Consider the following 22,098-nt stretch of genomic DNA (forward strand, 5'->3'; position numbering starts at 1 on the left):
ACTATTGTACCGAGTTTTAAAAAGGGGGCTAGTTTACATGTTATTGCTGATGTTTCTTAATTACATAGACTCCTTTTTTATTGTTTTCGTGAAAATTTGTGCTGTAATCATAAGAGAGAAAACAAACTTCACTTTTATTTGCAAAAGCCTCAGGTAAACTAAAAAGATACGTATCAGTCTGAATACTTTCTGCTAAGCCATTATTTTTGTAAGCAATTGTTCTAAAGCTTAAAGTGGCGTTATCTGTAGTCAATTCATAATAACCTGTACCATAAAATGCAGATGGAATACCCGGGTTTAAATAACCTTCGGTTGTGTAGGCTTCTTTTGAAAAGGCAAGTGTTTTTATCTCGCCAATCGATTGATATTTAAGTTTCTGGTCGGGAAAAAATGATACATCAATATTATAAGGAGTGATGTAGCTGTCTGTATAACGATATTCATTTGAATATTTTGCTTTCTTCACATCTTTAAGGTAATGCGTTTCATACCATTTGTGGGGAATTTCTTTGCCTTTTATTTTGCACTTGGTTTTCGAGCCTTCTGAAAAAATGTAGATAGACCCTAAATTGTCAAAAAGGTAAAGTTTTGTCCATTTGCCTTCAGCGTGGAAGTAAACGCATTGAGCTGAGTTAAATTCGGTACGCCAACCATACAATACTATATCTGAAGATTGATACAACTGCTCAAATATTTGTGTCCATTTTTCGGATTTAATGCTTTTATCTTTATTCAATACTTCATTAAATGGCTTTGAAGTGGATTTATCGTCAGAAAAATCGTAAATACTATCAATGCCAACAACAAAACAGTTAATAATCTCTAAGAAATTAAAGGTGTGTTGTTTTTCGATGTCTAACTCAAAAACTTTATTACCAATACTATCTATTTTTATAGGATTTAAATTGTTAATCAGAAAGAAATTCTTTTTTGGAAAGTATTGTATACCAGCATTACTTGTTTGCGTAGCTCTTTCTATCGAAAATTTATCGCATTGTAAACCATCATTTAATTCTGGAAATTTCTTGTATTTATTTTGATTGAAAAGCAGTTTTGGCGATAAATTAATAACAGTGCATTTATCTATCACAAATAGAATAATAATAATTAAAAGTATAGATAAGAGCATTTTCTTCATTAATTTTTTAAATAACGGTTATATACATTTTTCAATTTATTTAAGTTCGTTTAAAATTATTTCTATTCGTAACCGAACCTATTTTTACTTTCAATAGGCATTCCAATCCACGTTGTTAATCTACATTTTCTATTTTTTATTTTTTGTAATCATAAGTTTCTAAAGAACTAATTCGGGTTCTTGGATTGGCTTTTATACTTTTCAAAGTAGAATTCGGGGTAAGTTTATCATCTACATTTACAAAACCATCCCCATTTTTCGAATGCTTTTTATTTTGGTTTGAAGCTGTAATTTTTAATCCATTGAAGAAAGATTTTAGCAGTTTGGTGTTTAAATTATCTGTGCCAATATAAAAAGCATGTTCACCTTCTTTTCCTAAACCATGTTCTACAAACATTTCAAAAGGTTTTAGCTTATTCTTTTTTTCAAAATTTTTAATAAAATCCATTACTGGTTTTTCTGATGGCGTACCATAACAAATACTCGAATAGCCAACAGAAATGAAATTTCTGCTGGTTTGAGAAAATGCAAAAACGGGCATCAGCGTAATTTCAACAATGATAACTTTGAGTAGTTTCCTCATTTTTAATCGGTTATTATAAATTTTAAAGTTCGACGTATGCAGGTACAACCTTATTCTAAATAATTAAAGTTTATAAGTCTATTAATTTCCATCCAAGTTCTGTTTTGTCAATTTCTTTAAATTTATCAGCATTAATAATGTGAAGCCGCAACCAATCTTGATAATCTAAATAGGCTACGTAAATCAGGTTTTTAATTTTCCAACTATACAATTTTTTGCTAGTTAAATCCCGCATTTGGTCTTTGAATTGGAAGTTTGGTTTACCTAGCAATTGTTGTAAAACATCAATTTTTTCTTTAAAGGCGGTATCATTCAACTTCTGGTAATTTCTAAAAACCAATCCGAAGAAAGCATTGTCGTTATTTGTAAAACCTTCTACAGAAGTAAATGCAAGAGAACCAAAAGTTGCTAATGTGTCTACCTGGGAGTGAAGTACCAGGTAATAATCGATAATATCTTTAGCCTCATCTTTTCGTATTACAATCTTCTTTTTTCGCTTCAAGGTGTATTCGCCTTTTTTTAACAAATCTTTGTCTTCAAAATAATTTTGTACGTCGAAATTGGTAGTGAGTTTTTCAACATTAATCATCTCCTTATCTGTTATAGAATGCGTTTTAGTTTGCGCACAGGAGGAGAGGAAGACTGTTGATAGAAGAAAAGATGTTGCTATAGTTTTCATTCGGAGTTTTTTTAGAGCGTTTGTATTCACTCAAAATCACACGCTTAATTAAAGCTATTATCTTTATTCTGAAAAATTCGTGGTAATTAAAATTCGATAGGATTAGTCTTAGATGTGTAAGGTTTAATTTATTATTCGCTGTAGTGCTTTTCAGCTTACACTGGTAACATCTAAATTTACGCATTGCGTAAATCCAATTTATAAAACATTCGTAAATCCAATTTAATATTTTTTTATATAATCGAATTATTCTATTTATATTCAGTCTTTTATCTCTATTGTTATCAATTACATTCTTTTGGATTTACGAATGTTTACCAAAAGATTAATTGTGAAATACTCAGAAATTTTTAAGCAAAAAATGGAAATTGCCCGTTATGGCAACTCCACCATAAAATCATACACGGCGGCTTTATCTATTTTCTTCAAAGAGAATAATCAATTTTTGGTTACCGATATCAACGAAAAAATTATCGAAGCTTATCTCGTTAAAATCATCAGAGAAAAAAAAATCTCGGCAGCTTACCAAAAACACCTGATAGCCAGTTTAAAATTGTTTTATAAAATGGTATTTAATAGGCTATTGAACATAGATGATTTATTTCCCAAACGCACTGAACATAAATTGCCAAAATATCTCGCCAAGGATGAGGTTAAAAAAATATTATCGGTGGTTACCAACCTCAAGCATAAGGCAATTTTAAGTGCTTTGTATGGTTGTGGTTTGCGGTTAAGTGAATTAATTAATTTAAAAATAGAAGATGTTGATTCAAAAAATGAAGTGATAAATATTAGAAATGCTAAAGGTAAAAAAGATAGGCAGGTGATGTTACCAAAATCGCTTCTGCCACTGCTGAGGTCTTATTTTAAAACTTATTTGCCTAAAATTTATTTATTCGAAGGGCAATCTCAAGAACAGTACTCACCCAGAAGCGTACAAGCTATACTTAAGCAGGCTGCTGTAATTGCAAAAATCGGTAAGGTAGTGTCGCCACATATTTTAAGACATAGTTTTGCAACTCATCTATTAGAAAACGGAACCGATATCCGTTACATTCAGAAACTTTTAGGACACAACAACTTAAACACAACCCAAATTTATACCCATATAACCGATGTGGCAAAAAGCAAAGTTTTAAGTCCGTTAGATTTTTAATTGTTTTTCTGCCTGTTTACCATTTCATTAATCCAAATAGGGGCAAAAGGGGAAGTACAGCCTTTTGATACCGGGTAATCTCTATAAATTCCTAATTTTTCACCTATTGATAACGCTCTTGCTCTAAATTCTGGATGATGAATCCCAACTTGAGCTAAAGTTGTGTTCATTGTCCATTGTGTTTCAGCTGCTGCTGTTGGCATTTCTGCTTCAATTCTGTTAAGTAATGCATCCAATTCGAGCCCTTCAGGATTTCTTGCCACCCGCCCGCTCGTTAAGCTCCAGCCAGCTCTTGAAAGCAATTTATTACTGGCATTTATCCACCTTTCTCGAAATTGTTCGTTGTTTGGATAATCTTTAACTACATAATTGTAAAACCAATCTGCTGCCCAAGTAAAACTTTCTGATGCAACCATTTTTTCTATTTCATTGGGCGATAAATCTTTAGGTTTTAATATCAAAATCGATAACAACCTCGCATCAATATTTTCAGTTTCCCAAAGTTCAAGCGCTAGCTTGTGGTCAGTTTTAATCTTTTTTGCTAAAGCTCTAATGTCGCCCATTTTAACGCCAAATAAATTTTCTCTAGCGCCATTTTTAATGTGCATTTGTCGAACTTTTTCATCGCTATGCGATTGAAGTTGAGATAATGTTTCTTGAACGGTCATTTTGTAATATTTATGCTTTCTCAAATTTATCTTTTCGAGAATATATTATCAAAGTTTTTTCCAGCAGAATTAATAGATTGATTGTATCCATTTTGCAAAAGTTTCAACAAAAATTTTCTGTTGGTCTACAAATGGATAGTGAGAACAATTATCTATTATTGAAAAGTTTTTTTCACCTACAATCACTTTCATATCATTAAGCTGTTTTACTGAAAATATTCTATCATCTCGTCCGTAAATAGCATAAAGCTTAACCTTGGTTTTTAGCTTCTTTAGAATAGGTTTTGTATCAATATTATTTCTGCTTTCATTTTTATAAAATAATATTGGTGCATTATCATTTCTGATGTTAACTTTATTAAAATCTCCATTTTCATAATCTTCCCAAAGCTTTCTCGATTCTGCTGTTGGCGATGGCATTTTAAAATAGTTGCATTTACTTGCCACCTCGTAGCACTGTTTTCTGTATTCTGCTGAATTTTTAGCTAATTTTTTAATCTTTGAAATTTTGGAAAGCATTAAGGTGTCATGCTTTTCGGTAAAGACTTTTTTAGTAGTTTTTAAAATATGATTATAAGTTTCCTGTTGAGAAAATAGTGCGCCTGCAAGCGTTAAAGAAATTACTTTTTCAGGATGCTCTTCGGTATAAAGTGTGCCTACTAAGCCACCAAAACTATGGGCAATAATATTAGCTTTTTTAATTTTATAAACTGCGAAGAGATGGTTTAAATCATCAATTGCTTCTTTGAAGGTAAATTTCGTAGTGTTATCTGCCGAACGACCTTCACCACGACGATCGTACACGATTACATAAAAACCTTTATCGGCCAATATTTGAGCGGTTGTTCCTTCGAAAAGTGTCGAATTTCCTCTTGGCCCACCGTGAATAAAAATTACTGGTGGATTGGTATTTACGCCATAAGCTTTTGAATATATTGTGCTTTTTTGAGCAATCGCATTAAATGATATTAAAACGAATAAAAGAAAAGTAGCTGCTTTTTTGATCATTTTATATAAGAATGTGAGCAATTTGTATAATAGAGTTGGTTGTATTTATTTAAGCAAAGTGCTTTTCATAACAATTTTCCTAATTTCCTGCTCAAAATAATAAGCAATATCAAAGTTTTCGAATGCTTGGTTTTCGATTACAATTACACTTGTTTTGCGTTTAGGATAATATAAATTTACAGCAGTATATCCTTCGTTTGGATGAAAACCCGTATGACCAATTTCAAAAATATCAGCTTTATCGTTAATTCTCAAACCATAGCCATAACCAATTGGGTTTTCGCTGAAAACCTTATGCGTATCGGTAATCGTATAACTTGTCATTAAGTTATAGGCCTCAGGTTTTAGAAGTGCTCCATTGTGTAAGCAATTGTTCCATTTAGCTAAATCTGGAGCAGAAACAATTAAATGACTACCGAAATAATCTATAGGTTTCATACTTAATTTCTCGTTGAGTACAACTGTACCTTCTTTTTTTATGGTATGTCCTTTTACCAGGAGTTTGCTCGTTAATTCGGTAGGATAGGCGCTATTATTCATTTTGCATTTATTAAAAATAGCAGTTACCAGCTGCTCAAAACTTTTGCCGCTTTGTTTTTCTAAAACTAATCCGGCTACGTAGTAGCCAATATTAGAATAATTAAATGCTGTACCTGGTTTAAACTTCAAAGGTCTATCTAATTGCTCGCTAAACAAGCCAGAGGTATTGTTTAATAGCTGATGCATAGTGACTGTATCTGCCCATTTATATTTAAAGTTTGGTAAATATTTACGAATGGGTACCTGTAAATCAATCGTTCCATTTTGTACCTCTTGCAAAACAAGCGTAGCTGTTACTTGCTTTGCGATAGACATTGTAGAAAATCTATCCGGAATTTTAAGCTTCGTCTTTTTATCAAAGTTAGTATAGCCATATGCTTTTTCGTAATTTGTTTTCCCGTTTTGAACAATTAAAATAACACCATTAAAACTTCTTGGCGTTTTATTTTGGATAAGGCTATCAATCTGAGCTTTATAATGATTTTCCTGCTGTGCATAAGATTTACAAGAGGAAAGTGAGATGAATAGAATGCAATAGAGAAGGTTAAAAATGTTTTTCATTTAGATTTTTATAATCTGTTTTTTGATATTTTAATTTGGTTAATATAATTTATCGGACTTAAGATAATATTCCGAATTGATAGGGATTTTCGAAATGAATTTCGAATTGGCGAATGTACAATATTTGAAAAATATTATAAAAGTAAAAACAGAAATTATTTAAGAAAAATCAAGGCACAAAAAAAGCATCCTTTGATCAGAAGGATGCTTTAAATCTTTTTAAGAAGATTCTAAAAACTATTTTGCTAATGCAGCTAAAACAGCATTGTTTTTAGCTAATTGGTCGTTTTTAGGTTGTGCAGAGCGACTTCCTAACTCAATGTTAGTAGCTCTTTTTAAGAAATCCACTTCTTGGTGAGCGGTATTTTTATTTCTTCTGTCTTTTCTTTTTAATCTGGTAACTGCCATGGTTTTAACCTTTTATTATTCTTTATTTGTACAAATGGAGGTCGAGAGCGGATTCGAACCGCTGTAGAAGGTTTTGCAGACCTCTGCCTAGCCACTCGGCCACTCGACCCTTAAATTCAAGGCTGCAAAAATAGCAATTATTAGTTAGCCCGCAAATAAAATCTGCTTTTAATTTCGAACCCTCACTATTTCAGCACAAAAGATTGCAGCACTTACTGCAACATTTAAAGATTCTGCTCCTCCAATTCTCGGAATAGTAACCGGTTTATTTATTTTTTCAATAACTTCAGGTGTTATCCCATTACCCTCGTTACCCAAAATAATTAATCCTTCAGTTCCCCAATTTACTTTGTAGATAGAATTTCCATCAAGCAAAGCTCCAAATATTGGGATATCCGTATTTCCTAAAACCGAAATTAAATTCTCGTAATAAATATTTACCCTTGCCAACGAACCCATTGTTGCTTGTACGGTTTTTGGGTTGTAAGCTTCTACGCAATCTTCAGAGCAAATAATATTTTTAAAACCAAACCAATCAGCCGTACGAATTATTGTACCCATATTGCCCGGATCTTGTACGCCATCTAAAACAATTGTGAACTGATTTTTTAATGTTTTTAAATTTACAGAAGCCGTTTCTGGTGTATGAACTACAGCTAAAAAACCTTGCGGTGTTTGCAATGTACTAATCTTACTTAATTCAGCGTTGTTTACTTCAAATAAGTTTATATTTGCAGGTAATTTGGGCAACAAATGATACTGTTCTGTGTTGTAAAATATGGTTTCAATTTTATAGTTTGATTGTATAAATTCCTTTATAGATTTTATACCTTCAACTAAAAAAAGACCATTTTCTTTACGATATTTTTTTTGATGTAACGATTTAATAAAACTAATCTGAGATTTTGAAAGCATACAAATCCTTTAAATATTCTAAACTGAAAAGCCCTGCAATATTACTATTAATTATTGTTTTAATACAGGGTTGCTCATCAACTAAATACATTCCAGATTACCAGGCAATTGTTAAAAAAGTTACCATAGATAGTGTTGATGCTAAGTTTGAAGAACAGGCTTACAACTATGTTCAGAAAGATATTCGTCCTTCATCAGCGTTTAGTATTAATGTACCGCTTTACAATTTATTTAATACAAAAGATGGCAGATACAAAACTACTGATATAAAACCTTTTGGTTCGCCACCGGCAATTTTAGATAGTGCTTTGGTAGAAATTTCAAGAAATCAAATTGAGAAGTTTTTGCGGGGAAAAGGTTATTTTCAGGCAAAGGTTACTTCAGATATTAAGGTTAAAGAAAAAAAAGCGGAGATAAAATTCAAAGCTCAATCTGGTCCGGCTTCGTACATCGGGAAATTATCTGATTCTATTTTTACGCCTCAGGTTAGAGCCGTTTATCATAAGGAAAAACCTACGTTTACACATTTGCATGAGGGTATGCAATACGATTCTGATTCATTAAGTTACGAAAGAGATCAAATTTATCGTATAATGAAAGAAAACGGATATTATGAATTTTTACGTCCGTTTGTAAATTTCGATGTGATTGAAACAGCTGATGTTAAAAAAGTTGATTTAAAACTGAATATTACTAATCCGCCAAATGGCGAACATAAACAATTTACTATCGGAAATACACACATGCTGATAGCGCCAAGTCCGGATGGTTTGCCGGATTCTGCAAGGTATAAATTGAGTAAAGACACCATTAATGGAATTGTTTATACCGATTTTTCTGGTCGATATAGAAGAAATCCAATTGTTCGTTACGATTTTTTAAAGCAAAACGAACTTTACGATATTAGAAACGAACAGCTTACTTATGATAGAATGTATGAACTTAATATTTTCAAAAATGTTAAGATTGATTACTATCGCAGAGACAGTACATCGAATAAAATTAACCCGATTATACTTTTAACGCCTCAAAAGGTAATGAGTAATAGGGTTGAAGGTGAGGTGCCTTTTAACGGCGGTACAGTCGGTTTTAACCTGAGTAACACTTACACCAACAATAATCTGTTTCGTGGCGCAGAGCGATTCGAATTGCAGTTAAAAGGCGGGTTACAATCTCGTATCGGTAATGGCACTTCGCCTTTCCGCGACATTTACCAAAGAGATTTCTCAATTAGTGCTAGCATTAGTGTTCCTCGATTAATTATACCTTTCTACAATCCGGTTTTGGGTGGAAATGGTATGCCACACACAACTTTTTCATCGAGTTATATCTATGCTTTGCAAAAAGATATTTCGGTAAGGAGGATATTTATCAATTCCATTACTTACGATTGGTTTGAAACGAAATCGAAACTGCACAGCTTTACACCACTCAACTTTGAGTATAGGTTCGGAAATTTAGACCCAAGTATTCCGGAGGAGATTTTGTTGAACAACATATACTACGGCATCCTTTTAGGTAGAAAAGATTTAACCTTAGGCATGAAGTACACTTACACTTTAAATGCCGATAAACTTAACCAGTTAAGAACATTTGTTTACCTGCGTGGTGGTGTTGATATTGCCGGTAACTTATTGCAAGGTATAACAAACGCATTTGGTGCTGAAAGAGATCCTGCAAATGGTAATTCTGCTAAGTTGTTGGGTTTACCTTTTAACCAATATGTTCGCCCAGAAATAGATATTCGCTGGTATAAGCATTTAGGTGGTACAAATCAGTTTGTGGCCAGGTTAACGGCTGGTGTTGGTTATGCTTACGGAAACTCTGAAGAACGTGGTATTCCGTTTGAGAAATTATTTTTTGCTGGAGGTTCTAATGGAATCAGAGCATGGCAGGCGAGAACTTTAGGGCCAGGTAATTACAATCGCGATGTTATTGGAACTGATTTAGGCAGAAGAACTTTATTTGGTTTGGATCAGTTAGGAGAGATGAAGATTGAAGCCAACCTTGAATATCGTTATACTTTATTGAGGAAATTTTTTGGTGGAGTTTTAAAAGGAGCTGCTTTTGTGGATATGGGAAATGTGTGGAATATTAATGGTAAAAGTACATTAAGCGGTAACATAAGTGAAGAAATCAGACAACAAACACTCCTTAAATTTAGCAAACTGGCACAGCAAACAGCAATTGGTGCAGGTGCAGGTTTTAGGTACGATGTACAGTATTTTGTATTTAGGTTTGATATCGGTTTAAAAGTTAAAGATCCACAATTCAACGGTTCTGAGCAGTGGGTAATTGGCAAATTTTTATCTGGTGGAAGAGATTTTAGAAACAACTATAATTTAACTCATGCACCCGATACATATCGCTTCTTGCAATATAATTTCGGTATTGGGATGCCTTTCTAATTAGCTAAACAAATTTAAAACGCCAGGTTTTGCTTCCGGATTTTTAAATTGAATTTCTTTGAATGGTTGCCATCTTTTATCAATGTGTTTGTAAATCGAAAAGTGATTTACTTCAAATGTCCGCTTGAAATTTTTATCACCATATTCTTCCATTATTGAGGCATAATGATTTGGCTTTACATCTTTAAATGCAATTGTTAAATGAGGTGTAAATTTGAAATTATTCTTTTCGTCGAGGAGTTTCAAAGGTTTTAATTCGCTTTTTATTTGCGCCTGTAACTGCATTAAATGGTTATTTTGCTCAACATCAATATAAATGGTGTGCTGCGGAAAAGAATTAAAATTCTTTATCACCTGCGTAAATGAAAGAGAATAAGCCGAATCTTCCAAAGCTCTAAAAAATTGTTTTTCTTTTTCTAGCGAGGATATTTTTACAGGATTATAAAGTGTAATATGTGCCGGTCGTTTTAAGGATTCGAAAACCTGATATTTTTCTGAAATGTGATTACGAATTACATCAATATCCTCAACAATAGATATTGGCGGAATTAAACAGACCAAAAATAAATTTTCCATACTCAAAAATACTAAAAAAATTAGTATAATTAAAGGGGGGTATTTAGAATTTTTATTAAAGATTGACTAAAATAAACTCTTTAATCCATCGAAAATACTCTCGAAAAATGTAGCCAGATTTAATCCACTGCTGTGGTTAAAATATACGAAAACCAGAAAAATTATTACTGCAAAAATTATCAGTTTTCTGAAAGCGAAGGCAATTATCACCAATAAAATTGGAATGATAAACAACCATAAACTGTTAATTGGATATGGACTTAAATCACTGTCTTTTTTATAAACATAAACCAACTTGCTGTGTGTGCCTGTATCGTTTTGATGTTTTAGATACACAAATGTAGAACGCTCAATTGGTAGTGGTAAAACAGCAATACCATCGTTAAATTTTAGGCTTTGTGTAAAGCCACTTACACTAAAAGTATAAGTGCCGTTAATATTTTCGTTTGGGTTATCTAATGAATCGGCAGCGATAATTGCCAGTTTATTATTTTTTAAAAGATTCTCTTTAACTAAAAAATTATTAATTGCCGGAGTTTGTGCAAAACCAAAAACGCTGGTTAAGCAAAGACAAAACAAGATAAATCCTCTTTTCATTCTATAGAACGTTTATTATAAATTAAGTAACCAATGTGCAATAATACACCATTTCTTTTAATCGCATCGTTATATAAATTATAACTTAAGCTAACCGGACCAACCGGAGATTGATAAACCAGCCCAGCTGTAGCCGCGTAACGTAATTTACTAATCGCTTTTGCGTAAGCAATATCTTGCAAATTATTTAATTCGTATTCTTTATGCGGTAAAAATAAATAACCTTCTAATCTTAAATCTAAACTTTTTCTAATGTTGAATATGTTTTTTATACCGCCTGCAGCATAAGTTGAAGCCCTAAATTTATCTAAGAAAAGTGAACGGCTATCTTGCAATGGGTAAAATGCAGGCGAAACAAGCAAGGTTGAGTAATAATTATTGAATAGTGGCTGATTTGATATAACACCCTCAACTAAATAACCTAAAGTATATTTATTTAGATGAAGAAAATAATTTTCCTGCGAAAGTTTAATGCTGCCCCATTGCCTGATTTGATTAAATGGTTTTATTGTATTCGGAGCCACCACGTTTCTAAATATATTACCCGGATTATAATTTTCTCTCCCTGTAGTGTAATTAAAACTTAAGGTAAAACTTTGTCCGCGGGTTGCATATTGCTTACGGTTTAAAGAGTTTTTTTCGAGATTTAAGGAGGCCTTGAAACCATTAGAAACAGTTTGGTCTAATAAATCGCCAACTGCAAAAGAATTGTTTGGACTATATTCATCCTGGTTGTTGATAAATGCAGCATGCAAAACTACCTTAGTATTGTAATTTAATGGAAAACCCATCATTAAATCAATCTTTCTGTCGGCTTGTTCTATGTAAATTGGTCGTGGGTTTTCGATAAAAATCTGACTGGTATTGTAAAAGTTCCAGTGGTTGTAAGTTAGCTCTGCACCTAAAAACAGCGGTAGCTTTGTCGGGTAATCAATCCTGCCGCTTACCTGTACAGATTCATAAAATCTGCCAGAATAAAAACTGGTTCCAAAAGTATATGCCTTTCTATTTAGATAATTGTATTGAGCGCCTAAAAAAACATTGCTGATAGGGCGGGTAGAGATATTTCCACCCAAATCCAACTTAAAACTTTTTTTAGGTTGCGCTACAACTTCAAAAGTGTAGTTATCTGTTGCAGGCTCGTAAACAATTTTTGGATAAATGGTTTCAAAGGTTTGGTCGGCAACTAATTTGTAATAACCACGTTTTATATCTTCGAGTTTAAATGTTTCTTTGTCACTTTTAAATAAGCGCTCTACATATCGTTTTTGTTGTGCATTAACGCCTGTAACGGTAATATTTTTAAATATAAAATCTGGTTTTTTTCTGTTGAATTTCTCCCTTTTTGTAGCAAGTTCTGCATCATTTACCCTTCTTTTTATTAAGGCTTTAATTCGATCCATATCGGCCATGGTTGCATCATAGCCTTTCTGAATTAAATCTTTAACCGGGGAGAAATTGGTAACACTATAATTTGCTAAATCTGGTTGAATGTAAATTCCGTTTTTTCCAACCATTGTCGAGTCTGATTTCGAAAGAAACATAAACACTAAAAACCGGTTCATTAATCTTTCATCATTACTTTTCGGATATTCGTTATATGTTTTTGATGATACATTTGCACCAATTATATAATCTGGAGCAAACTCTTTCTGCATTACATCGGCAGGGAAGTTATTATATAAACCGCCATCAAATACATATTTACCATCAAGTTTAATTGGTCGGTAAATTATTGGTACAGTCATGGTTGCTCTTACAGCTTCAGCCAAACTTCCCTTATTAACGGTTATGCTCTCTTGCGAAAGTACATCTGCAACCATACATCTAAAAGGCACAAAAAGGTTATCAAAATTATCTTTTGAAGCTGCTGATGCTTGCGAGAATAACTCTAAAAAAGCAAAATTTAAGGGAATATCATTAATTATATTAGAACGGAAGCTAAAATGGAAGCCAGAATCAACAGCAACTTTTGCAGTAAGCATTGATGCATTCGGCGCATTTTTTTCGAAAAAATACGTATAATCGCTGGTGTATCTTCCGTTAACCCAATTTTGGAATTCATCGCTTGTGGCAATTTTTTCAATCTGAGCGGGCGTATATCCGGCGGCATACATGGCACCAACAATTCCACCCATTGATGTTCCTGTGATATAATCGATAGGAATGTGATTTTCCTCAAGTGCTTTTAAAGTGCCGATATGTGCTAATCCTTTAGCTCCGCCACCGCTAAATACTAAACCAACCTTTTGCGCCTGTAATTTGAAACAGGACAAAACGAAAAGTATCAGCAAATATTTTTTAAAAGTTACCACTCACTAAAAATAAGGGTTTTCTTTTAAAGTTAGTTGAGTATGTAAATGTTATAAGTTAAAAATGATGCAAAACTTACCCAAATAATGTATGGAATGAATAGGAGACCTGCAACTTTATCAATTTTATAAAAAATAGTTGCGTTCACTATAATCATAATGAGTAGAAATATTATCTCAAATAATGCAAAACCAATTTCGTGTAAATAAAAGAATATAAAAGACCAGGCTAAATTTAAAATCAGTTGGATAATGTAGATAGCTACAGTTCTTGGGAAATGCTCGATTTTATCTCTTGTAATCCACACCAAATAAGCGGCAACTCCAATTATAATGTACAAGCTTGTCCACACCGGTGCAAAAAGCCAATTTGGTGGATTAAAAGAAGGTTTATTAAGCGTTGGATACCAGGTTTGAACTGATTTTGCCGTTGCCCAACCACCTAATGCACCAACACCAAGTGTTAAGGCAATATTTAAAATTAAAGCTATAGGTTTAAGTTTCATTCAATAATTTTTTGACTAAACAAGAATTAACCTAAAAGGTTTTTATCTTCCAACTGAAGGTACAACAGGAAGGCTTTCATTATCCTCATTCCCTACACTTTGCACAGCGAATAAATAGTTGTCCTTACTATAAGGCAAGCGCATTTCTGTAGCTGTAGTAAAAAATTTCTTTTGCCAAACCGAGCTACTGGTTTCTCTCATTAAAATATAATAGCCTTTGTTGCCTCCGTTAATTGGAGCTTTCCAGTATAAGAAAGTAGAATTGCTTAAGTTTTTAACATCAACCTTAACTTCAGTTGGCATAGAAGGAGCCTTCGCCAAATTTGCTAAAACTGAAATGTTAACAGCAGTATTTTTTCTCAGGTATTCAAAATCCATAAACTCGATTAGATCGCCATAAACCACACCTTTTTCAGTTCTTAAATCTTGATGCTGATGTTCGAAATTTTCATTCATTTCTGTAATTCTTACAGCTGAGAAACCGTTTTCTACAAATGGTGTATGGTCGCCTCCGCGTAAAAATCTATCGTTACGGTAAATCAATTTAATTTCAAGCTGATCTACATAACGTTCTCCAACTTCTTTAACGTAACGGGCAAGCTGGCGGCTTTTGCCATCGTTTTCTAAACCAAACTGGCGGATGTTTTTCGCATTTTTATCTAATTCGTAAACTGGTAATCCCTCACTAAAAACACGAAGTTTAGTATTATCAATAATTTGCGTTTCGCTGGCATTGTTGCTGCCAATCATATCATTATTAAGCATGGCTTCTAAATTCCAACCTTCTTTTTTGGCTTTCGCAGCCATAAAGCCAGAGCCTAGCAAAGATTGTTCTTCGCCACTTACGGCAACAAAAATTACCGTAGCCGGAAATTTATATTGGCTCATAATTCTTGCGGCTTCAATTACTCCAGCAACACCGCTACCGTCATCATTAGCTCCCGGGGCATCACTTACTCTGTTCATTACATCCGTAACTCGGCTATCTAAGTGACCGCTTACCACAAATACTCTTTTGTCATTCGCATCCGTACCCTTTAAAATTGCTACTGCGTTACCGAGTAAAATTTGTTTATCAACACGTTTTCCATCAGGGTTAATTGTAACAGTATCTAAAAAGGCGGTTAATCTTCCATCGCCTTGCTTTGCAAATTGATTAAATTTATTTACCACCCAATTCCTTGCTGCGCCAATGCCTTTGGTTTTGCTTTTTGTATCACTTATTGTGCTTCTTGTACCAAAAGAAACCATTTTAGTGATGTATGATTTCAACGAATCGGCGTTAACCGACTTAACCATTTTATCTATATCCGCATGGCGATTTACAATAGTTTGAGCATGAACCGAAAGTGCGAAACTCCCAAAAAATAAAAGGGTAAATATTTTTTTCATCTATAAGGATAATTAATAATGCTAATGTATTGATTGTTGATGTTTATTTTAAGATGTTATTTTAAATGGCTGTAACAATTTAAAGATAATTGATTTGTGAAATTATCTTTAAATTTTGAATTTACTGCATATCCGGATTTGCGTAAAATGAGTTGAAAAAGTAAATGTTGTTTGAATAAGACGATTAGAATTCGAAAATTAAACATAAAGGTTTTGGGTTTTTACTCACTCTATTCGCTTTAATGTAACTTATTAGCGTGTTTCACTAAAAAAACACAAGTAAATTTTCTATATTTATTCTTTGTAAACAAATTACAACCCTATACGCTTTTCATCCCTCAAAAAAATAGTAATGGATAAGTTTCCTACTAACTTAACTTCGGCCAAGTGTGAACTTTTGGATAGAATACTACAAGAGTTTCAGCATGAGGAATATGTTAAAACAGACAGGGTGCTCCATATATTTAGGGGTAATGCAATTCTTGCATCCGAATATCTACAACTTTTAAGTCAGTTAAACTTAATAATGCTTATTGGAGAAGTTCATGGCCATCCATTGCCTGCTTTAATTGGTAAACAATCAGGTTTAGATATTTTTTTAAGCGAAGGTGGTTTCATGACCAGGCTCGAGCTGAGAAAAATGCAAGAAGAAACGGGAAAAAGTTTAATAGAACTTCAAAAGGAAATCTTCGATTTACGAAGTCAACTTGCCGCTTGCCGCGAATTAATTGCAAAACAAGAAATGGCAATGCTTGATATGGATGCAGAACTCAAACGCCTTGAAACTGGCATGGAGAACGAAGATTATTGATTTGTAGCATTGTCGGCACTTCTATCGTTTTAGCATAAAAACCTCAAACTATGAAAAACAACTTGCTTAAAACTTTTGGATTATTTCTTCTCTTAACTATTTCGATAGCTTCTTGTAAAAAAAGTAAATCAGAACCCGAAGGTAAAACTGATGTACTTACCGGAGCTTGGCAAGAAGCAGGGCTAACTGGTGTTGGACGAAGATTAGTTTTTAAACCAGGAGGTGGCTTTACTATGGAAATTTGGACTAGCAACTACAAAAGTGGAGAAGTTAACGGCGTTTACAAAATTGATGGAGACAACTTAACTGTTAACATTAATGAAGATGTAGAAATTAATTCGGCTGGAAATGCTACGAAAAGAAATGTGAACCGTCAATTATTCGAAAAGGGAAAATTCTCCATTACAAATACTATGCTTACTATAAAATGTATTACTTACCCTGCTGATGCTCCCGTGGAGACCGAATTTAAGTATGGTAAGATTATGGCAATAGATTAATAAAATAAGGCTGTCTCAAAAGATTATGCAAATTATATTTGAACGGTCGTCATTCCCAATTTAATTGGGAATCCTAAAGCGATTTGTATTTGCTTTAGGATTCCCGCCTTCGCGAGAATGACGAGAAAACGAAATAAAGTTTCCTCGCAAATTATAAAATTCTACTTTTGAAACAGCCTTATTTTCTTATTTATCAATTTTGATTTCTGTTCTTCTATTTAAAGTTCTGCCTTCCTCATTGGCATTTGTTGTAATAGGTTCTTTCTCTCCGTGACCAACAATTCTGAAGTTTGATGCATTTAAACCTGCATTAACTAAGTATGATTTTACAGAATTTGCTCTATCAATAGATAACGACATATTATGTTCTGGTGTTCCTTCTGCAGATGAATGTCCGTTTAACACGAATTTTGTATTCGGAGATTTCTTCATTTCGGCAACTGCTTTATCTAAAATAGAAAAAGATGAAGTTTTTAATACTGCCGAATTAAACTCAAACTGAATATTATCTAAATTGAAATTTGGCTTTTCTACTGGTGCAGGTGCTTCAGTTTCTTTAACTGGGTCTGGTGCAGGTTTTTTCTCTTCAACTGGTGGAGTTGGCTTTGAAATTGGAGCTGGTTCTGTTTTTGCAAGCGGCTTTTTAGCCTTGCAAGAGTACATTGTTAGGGCAAATAATCCAATAATAGTTGTGAAAAAAAGATTTTTAATGTTCATGTTTTAATACTGTTTAACGTTTGTTTGATACGAATGATTAATAGTTATAACGGTTTTTCGGCCGCTAACTTATAATTTTATTTTTTATTGGCTTAATTAATGGAAATGTTTTCACTAAAAAAGCAAGCCCTAATTAACTCCGTGTTTCGTTGTAATCTCTCCTTTTGCAGTCATTTATGGCATAGTGAAAATTTTACTTTTGCCCTAAGTTTAAATTTATTTAAACTGTATATAAATAGGTAGTTGCTGTAGAATTGCACATTTTACTAAGTAAACGACTACCAAAATGGCGAGAGAAAAAGAGGAAATTCACTGTAATCAGTAAATTACATAAGATAAAATCGTTATTTAGAATGATTCTTTCTAACTTAGCAAAAAATCTATTATTCATAATTGAATTAAATAAACATACATAGCTCTAAAATGAAAAAAATCATCTTTGCTATTTTAGCAGTAGCATCTTTGAGTGCACAAGCTCAAAAAAACGCTTTTTTCGATCAGGCTTTCTGGAAAGGAAATACCGATTTAGCAACAATTAAAGCAGAAATTGAAAAGGGTAGTAGTCCTTCACAATTAAATCCATCATCTTTTGATGCAACAGTTTTTGCAATAAACAGCGGAGCGCCAACTGAATCTATATTATATCTTTTAGCTCAACCTGGAAACGATGTAAATAAATTAACGCATGATAGCAGAACTTATTTAATCTGGGCTGCATCAAAAGGAAATATTCCGGTAATGGAGCATCTTTTAAAAAATGGTGCTAAAATTGATGTTCAGGATAGCCACGGTTACACTGCACTAACTTTTGCTGCGGCAGGCGGTCAGAAAGATCCAAAAGTTTATGATTTACTGGTAAAAAATGGTTCTGATTTAAAAAAGGATGTAAATCACGATGGTGCAAATGCATTGTTAATCGCTATTCCGAATGATAAAGACTTAACACTTACTGATTATTTCGTATCAAAAGGATTGGATTTAAATAGTAAAGATGCTGCCGGAAATACAGCTTTCAACTATGTTGCTAGAGGTGGTAACATCGAATTAATGAAGAAATTACTTGCAAAAGGCGTTAAATTCACTGATAATGCTATGATTATGGCAAGTCAGGGTGGACGTGGAACTTCAAATGGTTTAGAGGTATTTCAATACTTAGAAAGTTTAAAAATTAAACCTACCGCTGTTGGTAGCAATGGAGAAACTGCTCTGCACAACATCGTTCGTAAACCAAAACAAGAAGAAATCATCAATTATTTCCTTTCAAAAGGTGTTGATGTAAATAAAGCAGATAAGGATGGTAACACACCATTTATGAATGCTGCTGCCGCTAACAGAGATTTAGCAACACTTGAATTACTTGCAAAAAATGTTAAAGACATTAATCAGGTAAATGTTAAAGGTGTTTCTGCTTTAGATTTAGCTGTTCGTGGCAATTCTGCAGAAGTAGTAAAATTCTTAATTGATAAAGGTGCAAACTTAAACGTTGTTGATAAAAGTGGAGACAACCTTGCTGCTTACCTTTTCCAGGCTTACAATCCACGCGGAATGGAAGATTTCGAAGCAAAATTCAAATTGCTTTCTGATAAAGGCTTCGATCTTAAAAAAGTTCAGGATAACGGAAATTCATTGTATCATTTAGCTGTTGCGAAGAACGATTTAGGTTTATTAAAACGCATCGAACCTTTAAAAATTGATGTAAACCTTAAGAATAAAGAAGGTTACACTGCATTACACAAAGCTGCAATGACGGCAAAAGAAACTGAATTAATGAAATATCTCGTTTCTATCGGTGCAAAAAAAGATTTAACAACTGATTTTAAAGAAACACCTTACGATTTAGCTACTGAAAACGAATTTCTTTCTAAGAACAAAATATCGATTGACTTTTTAAAATAAAATAATGAATAACATTTATAAATTATGCCTTGGTTTAGGCATTGTATTTTCTACGTCTTTCGCCTCGATGGCGCAAAAAACTACTAAATACAAGTGTATGTTGCAGATGACAAATTATGTTGGAGAAGGTGCTTATATCGTTGTTTCTTTGGTTGATGCCAAAGGTGCTTACGAAAAAACGCTTTACGTTATGGGTTCGGATAAAAAATGGTACCCGGATGTAAAAGAATGGCATAAGTTTTATAAAGCAAAACCAACAAACCTCAGTGCAATTACTGGCGCTTCGGTAACTGGTGGCGATAGAAGCGTTACAACCTTCGAAATAGAAGATGCTAAAATTAACAAAGGCTACACTTTGCGTTTTGAATCGGCTGTTGAGGATAAAAAATACATCGTTAAAGATTTAGAAGTGCCTTTAACAACAGAAGGTATTGCTGCTAAAACTGAAGGTACTGGTTACATTAGATACGTTCGTTTAAGTGCGAACTAATAAAAGCTTTTAAATGACAATTTCAATATGGAGATACAGCCATTTAGCACTGGCTGTATCTTCTTTTCTTTTTTTAACCCTTGCTTCCGTAACGGGTGTCATCCTTTCTTTTAAGCCCGTAACCGAAAAAATTCAGCCTTATAAGGCAAAAGATTTTAATCAGCTAACCGTTGCTGACTTGGTTCCAAACCTCACAAAAAATTATACTGATATTATCGAAGTAACAGTTGATAACAATCAATTTGTTGTTGTTGACGCTACTGATTTAAACGATAATTCTGGAAAGTTTTACATCGACCCGAAAACTGGAAAAGCTTTGGGTAAAGTTGCAAAAGAAAACGAGTTTTTTCAATGGGTAACTTCGTTGCATCGTTCGCTTTTCTTGCATGAATTGGGTCGGTTTTTTATAGGTCTAACCGCATTTTTACTCTTTCTGATTGCCACTTCCGGTACGGTTTTAATAATTCAACGGCAGCGTAGTTTTAAAAAATTCTTTACCAAAATTGTTAAAGATAATTTTGCTCAATACTATCATGTGGTTTTAGGTAGATTGCTACTAATTCCGATAATTATTATTTCGGTTACCGGAACAATAATGTCTTTACAAACTTTTGAAATTATTAAGGAACAGAAAATTTCTCACAAGGTAGATTTCGATGCTTTAAAAACTGCTCCTGAAAAGAAGATGGCTGATTTTGATGTTTTTAAAAACACAAAATTATCTACAGTAAAATCAATCGAATTTCCATTTTCTGAAGATGTAGAAGATTATTTTACTCTAAAACTTGATGAAAAGGAAATCACGGTAAACCAGATAACAGGCGATGTTTTAACCGAACAGCCATTTTCTAATGCTAAATTGCTAACTGCCTTAAGCATGGATTTGCATACTGGCAGAACCAACGCAATTTGGGCAATTGTTCTGGCTGTAGCATCTGCAAATATTTTGTTCTTTATTTATTCTGGTTTTGTAATCTGGTGGAAAAGAAGATCGGGTCAGGTTAAAAATAAGTACAAAGCAGAGCAAGCAGAATATATTATTTTAGTAGGCTCAGAAAATGGTACAACTTTCCGTTTTGCAAAAGCAATTCATCAGCAGTTGCTTAAAAACGGACAAACATCTTTTATCGGGCAATTAAATAATTATAAGGTTTTTCCAAAAGCTAAACAGCTAATTGTTTTAACGGCAACCTACGGAATAGGAGAGGCGCCAACCAATTCCTCAAAGTTTATAGCACTTTTAGAAAAATTTAAACAACCAAACCATATCGATTTTTCTGTAGTTGCGTTTGGCTCACATTCATATCCCGATTTTTGTAAGTTCGGATACGAAGTAAATAATGCACTGTCTCATCAAAGTTGGGCAAAACCGTTATTAGAAATTCATACCGTTAACGATAGATCGCCTGAAGATTTTACCAAATGGGCAACGCTTTGGGCGCAAAATTCGAATGTAGAATTAACATCGTTATCCAAACTTTTAGAAACCAAGCCGGTAAAACTTCATCAGTTTGCTGTTGTTGATAAGAAAATTTCAACGAATACCGAAACATCCTTTATCATTCGTTTAAGTTCTAAAAAAAGGAAAAGATTTACTTCTGGCGATTTAATGGCAATTTATCCTGCAAACGATCATCGCGAAAGGCAATATTCTATCGGTAAAATTGGGAAAGATGTTCAGTTGAGTGTTAAACTGCATGATGGTGGTTTAGGCTCAGGCTTTTTGTACAATTTGGAGGTTGGACAAACCCTCAATGCCGCTTTGATAAAGAATCAACATTTTCATTTTCCGGCAAAAGCAAAAACCGTAATTATGGTTTCGAATGGAACAGGTATTGCACCATTTTTGGGCATGATAGACCAGTTTAGCAAGGACAGAAATATACATTTATATTGCGGTTTCAGAAATAAAATTTCTTTTGAACTTTACGAAAATGCCTTAAATACCGAAGCCGATAAACTCACAAAGTTAAATGTTGCGTTATCTCGCGAAGGCGAAAAACAATATGTTAAAGATTTGCTTGCAAGAGATGCGGAGTTAATTTATAATGCTTTGAAGAATGATGGCGTAATTATGCTTTGCGGCTCTTTAAGTATGCAAAATGACGTAATTGAATGGCTAGAAAATCTTTGCCAACAGAATGAAGGTAAAAGCATCAGTTTCTACCAATCTCATGGTCAGGTGTTGATGGATTGTTATTAACAGCGCAGAAATATTTTTTTGGAAAGCAATGGCA

Annotated in this window: 21 protein-coding genes and 1 tRNA gene; 7 read left to right on the forward strand and 15 right to left on the reverse strand. The window is 33.4% G+C overall.

All coding sequences use genetic code 11. From position 1 onward, the window contains the following. Positions 1-40: 40 nt before the first annotated feature. From ACO05K_RS02155 to ACO05K_RS02165, 3 genes are all read right to left on the reverse strand, one after another. Positions 41-1,138, reverse strand: coding sequence for a hypothetical protein (locus tag ACO05K_RS02155; RefSeq protein ID WP_421942823.1), 1,098 nt, complete (start codon positions 1,136-1,138; stop codon positions 41-43). 136 nt (positions 1,139-1,274) lie between these two features. After that, positions 1,275-1,721, reverse strand: coding sequence for a hypothetical protein (locus tag ACO05K_RS02160; protein WP_421942824.1), 447 nt, complete (start codon positions 1,719-1,721; stop codon positions 1,275-1,277). Positions 1,722-1,791: 70 nt separating this feature from the next. Next, the gene (locus ACO05K_RS02165; RefSeq protein ID WP_421942825.1) at positions 1,792-2,400 is read right to left on the reverse strand and encodes a hypothetical protein; all 609 of its coding nucleotides are present in this window, start codon (positions 2,398-2,400) and stop codon (positions 1,792-1,794) included. Positions 2,401-2,731: 331 nt separating this feature from the next. Here ACO05K_RS02165 and xerA point away from each other — a divergent pair, with 331 nt between their 5' ends. Further along, positions 2,732-3,556, forward strand: coding sequence for a site-specific tyrosine recombinase/integron integrase (gene xerA, locus ACO05K_RS02170; protein ID WP_421942826.1), 825 nt, complete (start codon positions 2,732-2,734; stop codon positions 3,554-3,556). On the opposite strand, the gene ACO05K_RS02175 is transcribed toward xerA, so the two are convergent. The 6 genes from ACO05K_RS02175 to ACO05K_RS02200 form a co-directional block, all read right to left on the reverse strand. Then, positions 3,553-4,224 carry a DNA alkylation repair protein gene (locus ACO05K_RS02175; RefSeq protein ID WP_421942827.1) on the reverse strand — a complete coding sequence of 224 codons (672 nt, stop codon included), beginning with the start codon at positions 4,222-4,224 and terminating at the stop codon, positions 3,553-3,555. The genes xerA and ACO05K_RS02175 overlap by 4 nt on opposite strands. 69 nt (positions 4,225-4,293) lie before the next feature. After that, a complete protein-coding gene (locus tag ACO05K_RS02180; RefSeq protein ID WP_421942828.1) occupies positions 4,294-5,232 on the reverse strand; it encodes an alpha/beta fold hydrolase in 939 nt (312 codons plus the stop codon). A gap of 45 nt (positions 5,233-5,277) precedes the next feature. Continuing rightward, a complete protein-coding gene (locus tag ACO05K_RS02185; protein WP_421942829.1) occupies positions 5,278-6,333 on the reverse strand; it encodes a serine hydrolase domain-containing protein in 1,056 nt (351 codons plus the stop codon). A 237-nt stretch (positions 6,334-6,570) separates the two neighbouring features. Continuing rightward, on the reverse strand, positions 6,571-6,741 hold the full coding sequence (locus tag ACO05K_RS02190) for a spore protein (protein ID WP_231465309.1): 171 nt from the start codon (positions 6,739-6,741) through the stop codon (positions 6,571-6,573). A 35-nt stretch (positions 6,742-6,776) separates the two neighbouring features. Next, positions 6,777-6,850: transfer RNA gene (locus ACO05K_RS02195), tRNA-Cys, on the reverse strand. 59 nt (positions 6,851-6,909) lie between these two features. Beyond that, complete coding sequence (locus ACO05K_RS02200; protein ID WP_421942830.1) at positions 6,910-7,656, reverse strand: TrmH family RNA methyltransferase; 747 nt, start codon at positions 7,654-7,656, stop codon at positions 6,910-6,912. Between ACO05K_RS02200 and ACO05K_RS02205 the strand changes: the two genes are divergently transcribed. Beyond that, positions 7,647-10,064, forward strand: a complete 2,418-nt coding sequence (locus ACO05K_RS02205) for a BamA/TamA family outer membrane protein (RefSeq protein WP_421942831.1) — start codon at positions 7,647-7,649, stop codon at positions 10,062-10,064. The two genes, ACO05K_RS02200 and ACO05K_RS02205, sit on opposite strands and share 10 nt — an antisense overlap. On the opposite strand, the gene ACO05K_RS02210 is transcribed toward ACO05K_RS02205, so the two are convergent. The 5 genes from ACO05K_RS02210 to ACO05K_RS02230 all read right to left on the reverse strand — a co-directional run bounded on the left by ACO05K_RS02210 (position 10,065) and on the right by ACO05K_RS02230 (position 15,447). Next, the gene (locus ACO05K_RS02210; protein ID WP_421942832.1) at positions 10,065-10,640 is read right to left on the reverse strand and encodes a 2'-5' RNA ligase family protein; all 576 of its coding nucleotides are present in this window, start codon (positions 10,638-10,640) and stop codon (positions 10,065-10,067) included. Positions 10,641-10,706: 66 nt separating this feature from the next. Continuing rightward, entirely contained in the window at positions 10,707-11,237 is a 531-nt protein-coding gene (locus tag ACO05K_RS02215) for a hypothetical protein (RefSeq protein WP_421942833.1), read from the reverse strand. Beyond that, a complete protein-coding gene (locus tag ACO05K_RS02220; protein ID WP_421942834.1) occupies positions 11,234-13,513 on the reverse strand; it encodes a patatin-like phospholipase family protein in 2,280 nt (759 codons plus the stop codon). Before ACO05K_RS02220 ends, ACO05K_RS02215 begins: the two co-directional genes overlap by 4 nt. 68 nt (positions 13,514-13,581) lie before the next feature. Then, on the reverse strand, positions 13,582-14,055 hold the full coding sequence (locus tag ACO05K_RS02225) for a TspO/MBR family protein (protein WP_421942835.1): 474 nt from the start codon (positions 14,053-14,055) through the stop codon (positions 13,582-13,584). A gap of 42 nt (positions 14,056-14,097) precedes the next feature. Beyond that, the gene (locus ACO05K_RS02230; protein ID WP_421942836.1) at positions 14,098-15,447 is read right to left on the reverse strand and encodes a M28 family metallopeptidase; all 1,350 of its coding nucleotides are present in this window, start codon (positions 15,445-15,447) and stop codon (positions 14,098-14,100) included. Positions 15,448-15,799: 352 nt separating this feature from the next. Between ACO05K_RS02230 and ACO05K_RS02235 the strand changes: the two genes are divergently transcribed. Next, complete coding sequence (locus ACO05K_RS02235; protein WP_421942837.1) at positions 15,800-16,258, forward strand: hypothetical protein; 459 nt, start codon at positions 15,800-15,802, stop codon at positions 16,256-16,258. 50 nt (positions 16,259-16,308) lie between these two features. Then, the gene (locus ACO05K_RS02240; protein WP_421942838.1) at positions 16,309-16,758 is read left to right on the forward strand and encodes a hypothetical protein; all 450 of its coding nucleotides are present in this window, start codon (positions 16,309-16,311) and stop codon (positions 16,756-16,758) included. Positions 16,759-16,944: 186 nt separating this feature from the next. On the opposite strand, the gene ACO05K_RS02245 is transcribed toward ACO05K_RS02240, so the two are convergent. Further along, positions 16,945-17,475 (reverse strand): OmpA family protein, encoded by a 531-nt coding sequence (locus ACO05K_RS02245; RefSeq protein ID WP_421942839.1) that lies wholly within the window; start codon positions 17,473-17,475, stop codon positions 16,945-16,947. 423 nt (positions 17,476-17,898) lie between these two features. On the opposite strand from ACO05K_RS02245, the gene ACO05K_RS02250 reads away from it, so the two are divergent. From ACO05K_RS02250 to ACO05K_RS02260, 3 genes are read left to right on the forward strand one after another with little or no spacing between them, the layout of a single operon-like run. After that, positions 17,899-19,371, forward strand: coding sequence for an ankyrin repeat domain-containing protein (locus ACO05K_RS02250; protein ID WP_421942840.1), 1,473 nt, complete (start codon positions 17,899-17,901; stop codon positions 19,369-19,371). Positions 19,372-19,375: 4 nt separating this feature from the next. Continuing rightward, positions 19,376-19,861, forward strand: a complete 486-nt coding sequence (locus ACO05K_RS02255) for a DUF2271 domain-containing protein (RefSeq protein ID WP_421942841.1) — start codon at positions 19,376-19,378, stop codon at positions 19,859-19,861. 13 nt (positions 19,862-19,874) lie between these two features. Further along, on the forward strand, positions 19,875-22,064 hold the full coding sequence (locus tag ACO05K_RS02260; protein WP_421942842.1) for a PepSY domain-containing protein: 2,190 nt from the start codon (positions 19,875-19,877) through the stop codon (positions 22,062-22,064). Positions 22,065-22,098 lie beyond the last annotated feature (34 nt).

The sequence above is a fragment of the Pedobacter sp. genome, assembly GCF_965227205.1.
Classification (GTDB): Bacteria; Bacteroidota; Bacteroidia; order Sphingobacteriales; family Sphingobacteriaceae; genus Pedobacter.